Here is an 11,803-nt window from a genome sequence, read left to right as displayed (position 1 = left end):
CCACCCCATGGGCCCCCTGGCTCTGGGCGATCTGGTGGGCCTGGACGTGTGCCTGGCCATCATGGACACCCTGTACAACGAGACCCACGATCCCAAGTATCGTGCCTCCCTGCTGCTGCGGAAGATGGTCCGGGCCGGCAAGCTGGGCCGCAAGACCGGCATCGGCTTCTACGATTACAGCAAGAAGTAATATCCCTGCGTTTTATCACGCACGAAGCGACGGGCGGGAGCCCAAAACACTCCCGCCCGCCGTTTTGAAATACATATCTAGGAGGAAGGCAACAAATGGATCTGCACCTTTCCAAAGAGCAGGAAATGCTCCGTAAGATGTACCGTGACTTTGCCGAAAACGAAGTCAAGCCCCTGGCCGAGTGGGTGGACGAGAACGAGGCGTTCCCCGAGGAGACCGTCAAGAAGATGGCCAAGCTGGGTATGATGGGCATCTATTTCCCCAAGGAGTATGGCGGCGCCGGCGCGGACGTTCTGTCCTACGTCATGGCCGTCGAGGAGATGAGCAAGGTCTGTGGTACCACCGGCGTTATCATTTCCGCCCACACCTCTCTGTGCTGCGCTCCCATCTATGAGAACGGCACCGAGGAGCAGAAGATGAAGTATCTGCCCAAGCTGTGCTCCGGCGAGTGGATCGGCGCCTTCGGCCTGACCGAGCCCGGCGCCGGCACCGACGCCCAGGGCCAGCAGACCACCGCCGTGAAGGACGAGAACGGCAACTGGGTGCTCAACGGTTCCAAGATCTTCATCACCAACGCCGGCTACGCCAACGTGTTTGTGATTTTCGCCATCACCGGCATCACCACCGACAAGCGCGGCCGCAAGAAGAAGGAAATCTCCGCCTTCATCGTGGAGCGCACCGATCCCGGCTTCTCCGTGGGCAAGCACGAGAAGAAGATGGGCATCAAGGGCTCCTCCACCTGCGAGCTGATTATGGAAGATTGCACCATTCCCGCCGACCGTCTCCTGGGCAAGCAGGGGAAGGGCTTCGGCATCGCCATGAAGACCCTGGACGGCGGCCGTATCGGCATCGCCTCCCAGGCGCTGGGCCTGGCTGAGGGCGCTATTGAGGAGACCATCAAGTACACCAAGGAGCGCGTTCAGTTCGGTAAGCGTATCTCCCAGTTCCAGAACACTCAGTTCCAGCTTGCTGATATGCACGCCAAGACTGAGGCTGCCAAGTGGCTGGTTTACTCCGCCGCTATGAAGAAGCAGAACCATGAGCCCTACACCATGGACGCTGCCATGGCTAAGCTGTTTGCTGCTGAGACCGCCAGCGACGTGACCCGCCGCTGTGTGCAGCTGTTCGGCGGCTACGGCTACACCCGTGAGTACCCCGTGGAGCGCATGATGCGCGACGCCAAGATCACTGAGATCTACGAGGGCACCAGCGAGGTCCAGCGCATGGTCATTTCTGCCAACCTGGGCGTGAACTAAAGGAACTGGAGGGAAGTTACGATATGAAAGCAATCGTTTGTGTCAAGCAGGTCCCGGATACCTCCGGTGTGGTGGCGGTGAAGGAAGACGGCACCATGGACCGTGCCGCCATGGCTACCATCACCAACCACGACGACCTGGCTGCTGTCGAGGCCGCTCTGCGGATCAAGGACGCCACCGGCTGCAAGGTCGTGGTGGTCTCCATGGGCCCCCCGCCCGCCGAGGGTATGCTCCGCGAGCTGCTGGCCATGGGCTGCGACGAGGCCGTTCTGGTCTCCGCCCGTGAGTTCGGCGGTTCCGATACTTACGCCACTTCTCAGATCCTGGCTGCTGCCATCAAGAAGATCGGCGTGGACGACGATGACATCGTGTTCTGCGGCCGTCAGGCCATCGACGGCGATACCGCCCAGGTCGGTCCCCAGATCGCTGAGAAGCTGGGTATGCCCCAGGTCTCCTATGTGGCCGAGATCAACGTGGACGGCAAGACTGTCACCGTGAAGCGTCTGCTGGAGGACGGCTACATGACCATCAAGGTCCAGACCCCCTGCCTGCTGACCTGCGTGAAGGAGCTCAACGACGCCCGTTACATGAGCGTCGGCGGCATCATGGAGTGCTACCAGAAGCCTCTGGAAGTGTACAACTATGAGACTCTGAAGGACGATCCCCTGATTGATGTTACTACCATCGGCCTGAAGGGCTCTCCCACGAATGTGTACAAGTCCTTCTCTCCCCCGGTGAAGGGCGCCGGTATGATGATGGAGGGCGCCGACAAGGCGACTGTCGAGAAGCTGGTCTCCATCCTCAACGACAAGCACATTATCTAATCGAAAGGAGAGCAATAGAATGGCTTTCAATAGTAGCGATACCGCCGCCTTCAAGGGCGTATGGGTTTTCTGTGAGCAGCGCGAGGGCGTTATCATGTCCACCAGCTACCAGCTCCTCTCCGAGGGCCGTAAGCTGGCCAACGATCTGGGCGTGGAGCTGTGCGGCGTGGTCCTGGGCAAGGACATCAAGGAAGAGTACCTGAAGGCTCTGGGCGGCTACGGCGCCGACAAGGTGTACTACTGCAACCACGAGCTGCTGGACGTTTACACCACCGACGCCTACACCAAGGTCATCTGCGACCTGGTGGAGGACAAGAAGCCCGAGATCTTCCTCATCGGCGCCACCAACATCGGCCGTGACCTGGGCCCCCGCTGCGCTGCCCGGCTGCACACCGGTCTGACCGCCGACTGTACCCACCTGGATGTGGACGTGGCCAAGTACAAGGAGTTCCTGAAGACCACCTCCACCATCGACGTGGACAACACCGTGTTCGAGGAGAACACCAACCTGAAGATGACCCGTCCTGCTTTCGGCGGTCACCTGATGGCTACCATCATCTGCCCCCGCTTCCGTCCCCAGATGTCCACCGTCCGTCCCGGCGTGATGCAGACCCAGCCCTACGACGAGGCCGGCGCTGCCAAGACCGTCATCGAGAACGTGGACGTCAAGCTGGACAAGTCCGACATCCATGTTGAGGTGCTGGAGGTCAAGAAGGCTGCCAAGAAGCTGGTCGACCTGATCGGCGCCGACGTGGTGGTCTCCGTGGGCCGCGGCATCAGCAAGGACGTTGAGGGCGGCATCAAGCTGGCTGAGGAGCTGGCTTCCGTCCTGGGCGGCGTTGTGGGCTCCTCCCGTGCCTGCGTGGACGCCGGCTGGATCGGTGCTGACCACCAGGTCGGCCAGACCGGCAAGACCGTCCATCCCCGCATCTATGTTGCTCTGGGTATCTCCGGCGCTATCCAGCACCTGGCTGGTATGCAGGACTCCGAGTGCATCATCGCGGTGAACAAGAACGAGTCTGCCCCCATCTTCGACGTGGCTTCCTACGGCATCGTGGGCGACCTGTACAAGGTCACTCCCATGCTCATCGAGGCCATCCGGGCTGCCAAGGCTGCCAAGTAAGAAGGCTTACATCAAAAGGACCTGTTGCAATCGCAACAGGTCCTTTTTTATGCTATTGATTGAGTAGACTTCTGCTGTTTTGGATTGCACCGACGGGATGGAGGGAGTATACTGGGGAAAGATTGGAGGAGAAAGCAATGTGGGAACGACATCCCAAAGGAATATTGCTGCTGGGAGTGCTGGGCGTCTCTATTTCTGCCATCCTGGTGCGCTACTCCCAGGCCCCTTCGGTGATCACCGCAGTCTACCGCCTGGGCTGGACGGTACTGCTGTTGCTGCCGGCGGTACTCACCAAGTTCCGGCAGGAGCTCAAGCGGGTGCGGGGGAGAGATGTACTGCTGTGTACGCTCAGCGGAATTTGTCTGGCCCTCCACTTCCTCACCTGGTTTGAGTCCCTCAAATGGACAGGCGTGGCGGTATCCACCGTGCTGGTCAGCACGGAGGTCATCTTTACCGCCCTGGGCTTTGCCCTCTTTCTCAAGGGCCGTATCCCGCCCCTGGGTGTGGCGGCTATCCTGTTGGCCTTCGGCGGCAGCGCCATTCTGGCCCTGGCGGGCGGCGGCCAGGGCAGCCAACTGTACGGAAACCTGCTGGCCCTGGCCGCAGCTTTCTTTGTCGCTCTGTATACTTTGATTGGAAGAATACAGAGAGGATACCTTTCCACCACGGTATACACCTTTTTGACCTACCTGGCCTGCTTTCTGACCCTGCTGCTGATGGCCCTGTCCAGCGGTACCCCCCTGGTGGGCTATGGGGGTCGGGAGTGGCTCATCGGCCTGGGCCTGGCAGTGCTGTGTACCCTCATGGGCCACAGCCTGTTCAGCTGGTGCCTGAAATATCTGTCCCCCGCCTATGTGTCGGCGGTCAAACTGTGCGAACCGGTCTTTTCCGGCGGCTTGGCGGTTCCGCTGTTCGGGGAGATCCCCACGCCCCTCCAGCTGCTGGGCGCGGCAATTATTCTGGGCGCGGTACTGCTCTATACCTGGGCGGAGCGTGAAAACAAGACGCAGTAGTCCCTTGCCGGCGATTTGTGACGAAAGAATACGAACGGTAAAACTTTACAAATTATGGTAAAGATGTATAATTGAGTCATAGAATCGCGTAAAGGGGAGAGACGAATGAGAGAACTGCTGCTGGAGAGTCCGGCGGACTGCGGATACCGCTACGCCATCCTGGTGGACGAGATGTCGGTGGGCGGTCTTTGCTGCGAGAGCTACGGCATCAAGGTGACCGGCCCGGATGGGGACAGTCAGGCGGTGCCCAATATCACGGTGAGCGTCGGGCGTATTGATGAGTTGGCCGAGCTGGTCCGGCGCAATCAGGTGTCGCCGGTGACGCTGCGGGATGTGGTGGAGGACTGGCTGTAAGAAAAATGGATAATGATGCAGATCAATGTAACGCTTTGCATTGACAGAGCCGGTAAAATCGGCTATGATATTGTCTGCTGAATCAACTGCTTTGCGCTCCGCTTGGGCAGACGTTCGAGAGGAAAAAAGACAAAAAACTGCTGTTTAGGTGGCAAAGTAGTTTGTTTCCCGCGGTGAGGGCCGCGGGAATTCTCTTTGTGGAGGACCTTTCATCCCGGGGAACCAGCGGGGCCGAGGCCGGATATTGAACGGAATCGGCTCAGAAGGCCGCCGTCAGGCAGCCAAGCCAAGGAGGAAAAATCGTGAAAGAGAGAGAGACCTTTGCATCCCGGCTGGGCTTTGTGCTCATCTCTGCCGGGTGCGCCATCGGCCTGGGCAATGTCTGGCGCTTTCCCTACATCGTGGGGCAGTACGGCGGCGCGGCCTTTGTGCTGATCTATCTGGTATTTCTGGTGGCCATGGGTCTGCCCATCATGGCGATGGAGTTTGCTGTGGGCCGGGCCAGCCGGAAAAGCATCATTGTGTCCTTCCAGGAACTGGAGCCCAAGGGCACCAAGTGGCACTGGTATGGCTGGTTTGGTATGGCGGGCAACTACCTGCTGATGATGTTCTATACCACCATTGCCGGCTGGCTGCTGATGTATTTCTTCAAGATCGCTGCCGGTCAATTTGAGGGACTGGACAAGTCGGGTGTGGAGCAGAGCTTCGGTACCATGATGTCTCAGCCTGGAATCCAGCTGCTCTTCATGGCCATTGTGGTGGTGCTGGGTATGGTAATCTGCAGCCGGGGCCTGCGCAACGGCGTGGAGAAGGCCAATAAGTTTATGATGCTCTGCCTGCTCTGCCTGCTGGTGATCCTGGCCATCCGGGCCATCACCCTGCCCGGGGCCATCAAGGGCCTGGAGTTCTATCTGGTGCCTAATTTCGACAACCTGATGTACGATGCCAACGGCAACTTCCGGCTGGGTGAGGCCATCTACGCCGCCATGGGCCAGGCCTTCTTTACCCTGAGCCTGGGCATCGGCGCCATGGCCATCTTCGGCAGCTACATCGGCAAGGACCGCCGCCTCTTCGGTGAGACCATCAGCGTGGGCATCCTGGATACCTGCGTGGCCTTTGTGTCCGGCCTGATCATCTTCCCCTCTGCCTTCGCCTTCGGCGTCAATCCCGACGCCGGTTCCAACCTGATCTTCATCACCCTGCCCAATGTGTTCAACGCCATGCCCGGCGGACGGCTGTGGGGCGCGCTGTTCTTCGTGTTCCTGTTCTTTGCCGCCCTGTCCACCATCACCGCCGTGTTTGAGAACATCCTGGCCTGCTGGATGGACAAGTGGGGGGTGTCCCGTGGTAAGGCGGTGGCCATCAACCTGGTGCTTATCTTCCTGCTCAGCCTGCCCTGCCTGCTGGGCAACAACATCTGGAGCGGTATCAAGATCCTGGGCATGGGCGTCATGGACTTTGAGGACTTCTTGGTGAGCAACAACCTGCTGCCCCTGGGTTCCGTGATCTATCTGCTGTTCTGCTGCCTGTCCAAGAAGATTGCCTGGGGCTTCGACGGCTTCCTGGCCGAGGCCGACCAGGGCAAGGGCGTGCGCTTCCCCGCAAAGCTGCGGATGTATTTCACCGTGGTGGTGCCCATCATCGTACTGATCATCTTTGTCATGGGCTACATTGAGAAATTCGCATAAACCTGCAAAAAGGACCTGCCGTAAGGCAGGTCCTTTTTTGTTCATGGGTAGGCATTCCAATATACCTCACCCGGGTCCAGGGAGAGTCCCCTGGCGGCAAAGAGCTGGTCAATGGTGCAGAAATAGTAGCCCTGGGCGTGGAGCTTGTCCACAATCTGCAACGCGGCATCCACCGACTCTGGATAGATGTCGTGGAGCAGGATAATGCCGCCGTCCCGGGCCTGGTTTACCACCATGTTTACCACCCGGTCGGTGTTTTTGTCGTCCCAGTCCTCCGGATCAATGGACCACAGGATGATGGGACAGCCCGCCCGCTTTTTTACGCCCTCATCCCACTTGCCGTAGGGCGGGCGGAGGAGAAAATCGTTGTGTCCCAGCAGATTCTTCAGCAGGGTGCGGGTGGACTCCACCTGGGCGTCAAAATCCGTCTGGTTCAAGTCGGTGAGCTGCACATGGTCGAAGGTGTGGATACCGATCTGGTGTCCCTCCCGGTCCATCCGCTCCACCACATCCTCGTTGTCCGCAATCTGACGGCCAATGAGGAAGAAGGTGGCTTTTACACCCCGCTCCGCCAGACCGTCCAGCAGACGGGTGGTGGTGGAGCGGCGGGGCCCGTCGTCAAAAGTGAGTGCAATGAGCTTTTGCTGAGGCAGCTGGGTGGGGGCGTCAACCGACAGCACACTCTGCCGGACACCCAGGGAGAAGGTCAGACAGACTATAGAAACTGCCAGAATGACCACCATCCACCGCTTTTGAAGCTGACTCACGCCCCTCGCCCCCGTTTCGCCGTTGTGTGGCATAGTATGTGCAGGGCGGCGGGGAAGTTTTCACACAAAATCTGTCAGTCAGGCCTGGCGGGGATCGGGATCGCCGCTGAGGGAAAGAATGTACTGGTAATAGGGCAGCAGGAATTCGTAACTGTCCACCAGCACATCGGCCAGTTCATGGCTCCACAGCAGATCCTGATGGGGGGCGCTGTGGGAGATGGCAAAGCTCTTTTTATCATACCAGGGCTGCAGCAGGGGGGAGGGTGCAGCCTTGGGCCGTTTGTAGTCCGTACCTTCCAAGATAAACTGGTCCTGTTTATTGAGACGGCGGGTCAGCTGCTCCATGGGCTTGGGGTCCCGGTCCATCCGGGCCCGGAATTTGGCCATGGTTACCGCGGGAGCCATCCAGAACCCCATGCCGCAGGACCAGCCCTCCGGCTCCAGTTCAAACCAGAACACCGGCTCGGAGCCAGCTTCCACATGGGGGCGAACCAAACTCATCCACAGGTGGTCCTTGTAGGGGCCACGGCCAAAGAGCCGCCGGGCGTCCCGATAGATGCGGGAGACCTTGCACACCAGATCCAGGTCGGGGTGCTTGTCCAGAAAACGGGCGTATACCTCGTTGGCCAGCTCCTTCATAGGGCGCTGGAAGTGGGTGAGGTACTCCTCTTTATGGGCCTCAAACCAGGACTTTTCATTGTTGAAGCGGATGCCCCACATAAAGTCCACGGTGGCCCCGGAAAATCCTTCAAACATAGTAATTCCTTTCTCATTTCGTATTTGGGCAAGCAAGGCCCCCCGCCGGGCGGGGGGCCTTGGCAGATGCTGAGGTCAGGCCGCGGGGGCCTCCGATGCGGGCGGTACGCTGTCCTCAGGCAGCATACCGGGGCCGGGTGTGGTCGTGATTTCCAGTGGAGGCGTGGCAGTGGGTGTTGCGGAAGGTGTGGCGGAGGGGGTAGCCGACGGCGTTGCGCTGGGTGTTGCGGAAGGTGTGGCAGAGGGGGTAGCCGACGGCGTTGCGCTGGGTGTGGCCGAAGGGGTAGCCGACGGTGTAGCCGTAGGTGTGGGTGTGGGCTCCACCGGGGTAAGGGTTTTCAGCCCGGTGGAGGGATCGATGCCCCAAAGCGCGGCGTCAGCGGGATTGTAGAAGTAGTAGGCGTCCCGGTGAGAGAAAGTATCGGTGTGGATCAGGGTTTCGCTGATCACATTGCCGTTGGCGTCCCGCAGACGCTGGTACACCGCCACCTTCTTGCCGGTGTAGGCGGTGCGCTCCGGATCTTTCTGGGGCTTGGAGCCCTGGGGGATGGAGGCGTTGGGCTCATATTTGGTCTGGGGGGAGATGGTGCTCAGCACCACCGAGTAGGGATCGCCGTAAACGCCCGTGCTGTTGGTGCCGTAGATGGTCACGTTGCAGTAGCGGGTGCCGTTGCTGTTCTTGGTCAGAGAGGCCTCGATCTTGATGGGATAGCCGGTGTCGTTTTTAAATTTGAAATCCAGGGAGTTGCTGTAGACGGTGGCATCCATGCCGGAGGGAAGATAGCCCACGTCAAACTGGTGACAGTAGCGCTCCACCGTCTCCAGGTTGGCCTTCAGCGTGGTCCAGTACAGGGTGGAGGACAGCTGGCAGATGCCGCCGGCCCAGGTGTCCTTGGTGGTGCCGCTGATATAGGCGCCGGCCTTCTGATAACCGCCGGCCTGGGAATAGGGGCCGCAGACGGCGTTGTAGGAGAAAGTCTCGCCGGGCAGCAGAATGGTGCCGTTGACCCGCTGACAGGCCAGGTCCACATTGTGCCAGCGGGAGGAGCCGCCGGCAGTCCGGGTGGAGGACTGGCCCAGCACGTCCTTGAAGAGGTTGGCCTCCAGGTCGGCGGTGGTCATTTCGGGCTCAGTCTTGGTAAGAGGCACGGAGACATCGGAGCCCTCCGCCGCGCTGTCCAGGGCGGACTTGGCGGCGGCAGTGTCCAAGCTGACGCCGGTGACAGAGGGCACGATCTGCTTGGTGCTCTTGTCTAAGTAGGCGTCGGCTGCCTCCACGGTGACCTCCTTCTGGATGGCATCAAAATCCGGGTCCAGGGGAGGAGCGGTGGTGACCTGGGTCTCCAGAGGAGTATTTTCCGTGCTGCTGTCGTTGAGCAGCTGAGTAAAGCGCTCTGCAGCGGCGTCGGTGAGGGCGTTTACGTCGATGGTGCGGCCGGTGACACCCTTATGGAACACCAGCTGATCGCCGGACACCTCCCAAGTGGTTTGAGCCTCCGGGGCTGCGTATTTTTTCACCGCCTCGCTCACAACGGCGGGGGTGTCCTTCAGCGTTACGGGGACGGAATAATGGGTGCCGCCGGTGATGGCCCCCAGATACTGGGCGCCGCGAGTGAAGAAGCTGCCGGACTGCTGGTCCAGGGCCTCCTGGAGGGTGGATTCCATTGCCTGGTCATCCACCGTGGCGTCGATGCCCGGGATGGTAAATTCCTGCCCCTCGCACACAAAGGGTACGGAGAGCTGAGAAAGCCGGTCAGGCAGCTGGGTTTTGAGGGTATCCAGGGCCTGTTCCTGGGTTTGACCGCCCAGGTCGATCCCGGCGACGGTCGTATTGGGCAGGAAAGTGCCGCTGCCCGCGGCGGCGCACAGAATGAGGTAGCCGCCAATCAGGATGACGACCACCGCCAGCGCCACAATGAGGGCGATCTTACCGCCCTTGGGCTTTTCGGCCTGAGCGGTTCGCTTGCCCGCTGTTTGTGCCATATTCGATCACTCCAACTCGTATAATTGCCCGGCCTGAGGCCTGGGCAGAAAATCCGGCAGATCGTTACCAGAAAGACAGCAGAAACTGCCGGGCTGCATCAAAAATGATTCAGTAACCCATATTATAGGTGTTTCCTATGAGAAAAGCAATTACAGATTGGTTACATGGTCCGGCGGCGGAAATCGCTTTACAGAAAAGCGGATTCAGTGTATGATTATATGCACCTGGACGGCGGATCATATCGGCGATTGTCCGCTATTACAGCATGGCCCGTCCAGCGGATCATATCCAGCGAAACTTTGACACTTTTGTGATGGAATGACAACATTTTTTGACTTTAGAGAGCAAAAGGGGCGGTATCCATGTCATATGACCGATACAGACGTCCGGACGGGAACGGGGATCTGGGTTCCTGGATCGTGACGCTGATCCTGTTGATCAGTCCGCTGTGGTTTGTGGGACTGATCCTGCTGTTCCGCAAGCTGAACGCGCTGGGCCGCAGACCGCAGTTTCCTTATCTGGGGCCCAGTCCTGGTACACAGGGATTTCATACCCCACCCGCAGGGGCGGCGGGCAGAGGGCTGGGCCTTGGGAAAGGCAAGGCCATGACCATCGGCGGAGCTATCATGGCTGTTATCTTCGGCATTGCCACCGCGGCGGGACTGCCGGTGGTGAGCAGCATCATGGGCTTCCCTCTGTCGCTGGCAGCCATGTCTCCGGTGATCGGTCTGTGTGCCGGTGGCCTGGCCCTTATGCTGGCGGGCAGTCTCAATACCCGTAAGATCCGGCGGTTCCGGAAATATCTGGCCCTCATTGGCCGGAGGGAGAGCGTGTCGGTGGTACAGCTGGCCCACGCCATGCCGGTGCCTGTGCGCAAGGCGTGCAACGATTTGCAGGAGATGCTGGACCGGGGCATCCTGCCCGCGGGATATCTGGATATGTCCTCCTATCAGCTGATCCTCAGCGACGAGGGCCTGAAGGATGAGCCGGAATCGGCGGAAGAGACTCAGGACCAGAGCCCGGAAGAGGAGGAACCCCTGGATATCCGGGACGACGACGCGGTACTCCGGGAGATCCGCCGCCTCAACGACGACATCGACGACCCCGAGATGAGCCGCAAGATTGACCGGATCGGGGAGATCACCAGCAAGATCTATGGCTATGTAAAACAGAATCCCAGCAAGGAGGGGCAGCTGCGCTCCTTCCTCAACTACTATCTGCCCACCACCCTGAAGATCCTTAAGGCCTACGCCCGTATGGAGGACCAGGGTGTGGAGGGAGAGAACATCCGTACTGCCAAGGCCCGCATCGAGGGTATGATGGACAAGGTGGTGGACGGCTTCGAGAAGCAGTTGGACCGCCTCTTTGAGGTGGACACCATGGACATCACCGCCGACGTGGAGGTGCTGGAGCGGATGCTGGAGAAGGACGGCCTGTCCGGCGGCATGGACTTCGGACAGAAGGGTACTTCATAAAACGTTTACATAAGGTCCAAAAATTATCCATCACTCGACAGGGCGGCTGTGGTATCTTATAAGCACAGCCAAGCAAGAAGGCAAGGGCGCCGCGCCGGGAGCGTGCGGAGGACAAATGCCATCCAGAGCGCGTTCAACAGACCGGCCCGCCCTTGTGACTGCCCCCCGGCTGTGGGGGCAGACCAAAAACAACACCTGGCGCTGCCGAGTGATGAGATACAGATGGAATCCTCCAAACAAACAAAGGAAGCCCCGGACGGCATCGCCGTCCGGGGCTTCCTTGTTATTTGAATCAGGTACAGCGTACGGTGCAGGTCAGAGTCTGGCCGTCCACGGTGCAGGTCAGGGTGGTGGTACCCTTGCCCACATAGGT

General features: G+C 59.6%; 11 protein-coding genes. 8 read left to right on the top strand and 3 right to left on the bottom strand.

The window, feature by feature from the left end:
* From IHN22_RS10670 to IHN22_RS10640, 7 genes are all read left to right on the top strand, one after another.
* A partial coding sequence (locus IHN22_RS10670; RefSeq protein ID WP_300986432.1) for a 3-hydroxyacyl-CoA dehydrogenase family protein occupies nucleotides 1–190 on the top strand: 190 nt, incomplete at its 5' end.
* Nucleotides 191–285: 95 nt separating this feature from the next.
* Entirely contained in the window at nucleotides 286–1,446 is a 1,161-nt protein-coding gene (locus IHN22_RS10665) for an acyl-CoA dehydrogenase (protein WP_087328950.1), read from the top strand.
* 23 nt (nucleotides 1,447–1,469) lie between these two features.
* Nucleotides 1,470–2,270 carry an acryloyl-CoA reductase electron transfer subunit gamma gene (gene acrB, locus IHN22_RS10660; RefSeq protein WP_191435263.1) on the top strand — a complete coding sequence of 267 codons (801 nt, stop codon included), beginning with the start codon at nucleotides 1,470–1,472 and terminating at the stop codon, nucleotides 2,268–2,270.
* A gap of 19 nt (nucleotides 2,271–2,289) precedes the next feature.
* A complete protein-coding gene (acrA, locus tag IHN22_RS10655; protein ID WP_087398404.1) occupies nucleotides 2,290–3,393 on the top strand; it encodes an acryloyl-CoA reductase electron transfer subunit beta in 1,104 nt (367 codons plus the stop codon).
* A 137-nt stretch (nucleotides 3,394–3,530) separates the two neighbouring features.
* On the top strand, nucleotides 3,531–4,406 hold the full coding sequence (locus IHN22_RS10650; protein ID WP_191435261.1) for a DMT family transporter: 876 nt from the start codon (nucleotides 3,531–3,533) through the stop codon (nucleotides 4,404–4,406).
* Between the two features lie 105 nt (nucleotides 4,407–4,511).
* The gene (locus tag IHN22_RS10645; RefSeq protein ID WP_191435259.1) at nucleotides 4,512–4,760 is read left to right on the top strand and encodes a DUF6514 family protein; all 249 of its coding nucleotides are present in this window, start codon (nucleotides 4,512–4,514) and stop codon (nucleotides 4,758–4,760) included.
* A 302-nt stretch (nucleotides 4,761–5,062) separates the two neighbouring features.
* Nucleotides 5,063–6,448 carry a sodium-dependent transporter gene (locus IHN22_RS10640; RefSeq protein ID WP_087328956.1) on the top strand — a complete coding sequence of 462 codons (1,386 nt, stop codon included), beginning with the start codon at nucleotides 5,063–5,065 and terminating at the stop codon, nucleotides 6,446–6,448.
* A gap of 41 nt (nucleotides 6,449–6,489) precedes the next feature.
* Here the strand turns inward: IHN22_RS10640 and IHN22_RS10635 are convergent, their stop codons facing one another.
* The 3 genes from IHN22_RS10635 to IHN22_RS10625 all read right to left on the bottom strand — a co-directional run bounded on the left by IHN22_RS10635 (nucleotide 6,490) and on the right by IHN22_RS10625 (nucleotide 9,954).
* Nucleotides 6,490–7,215: a polysaccharide deacetylase family protein gene (locus IHN22_RS10635; RefSeq protein ID WP_300986425.1), complete on the bottom strand. Its 726-nt coding sequence runs from the start codon at nucleotides 7,213–7,215 to the stop codon at nucleotides 6,490–6,492.
* A 78-nt stretch (nucleotides 7,216–7,293) separates the two neighbouring features.
* Nucleotides 7,294–7,971 (bottom strand): DUF2461 domain-containing protein, encoded by a 678-nt coding sequence (locus IHN22_RS10630; protein ID WP_087269249.1) that lies wholly within the window; start codon nucleotides 7,969–7,971, stop codon nucleotides 7,294–7,296.
* Between the two features lie 75 nt (nucleotides 7,972–8,046).
* The gene (locus tag IHN22_RS10625; RefSeq protein WP_191435255.1) at nucleotides 8,047–9,954 is read right to left on the bottom strand and encodes a VanW family protein; all 1,908 of its coding nucleotides are present in this window, start codon (nucleotides 9,952–9,954) and stop codon (nucleotides 8,047–8,049) included.
* A gap of 363 nt (nucleotides 9,955–10,317) precedes the next feature.
* Here IHN22_RS10625 and IHN22_RS10620 point away from each other — a divergent pair, with 363 nt between their 5' ends.
* Entirely contained in the window at nucleotides 10,318–11,430 is a 1,113-nt protein-coding gene (locus IHN22_RS10620) for a 5-bromo-4-chloroindolyl phosphate hydrolysis family protein (protein ID WP_087329349.1), read from the top strand.
* Nucleotides 11,431–11,803 lie beyond the last annotated feature (373 nt).

This window comes from Flavonifractor sp. An112 (assembly GCF_904377885.1).
Classification (GTDB): domain Bacteria; phylum Bacillota; class Clostridia; order Oscillospirales; family Oscillospiraceae; genus Flavonifractor; species Flavonifractor avicola.
This window is presented reverse-complemented; position numbering and strand designations above follow the sequence as displayed.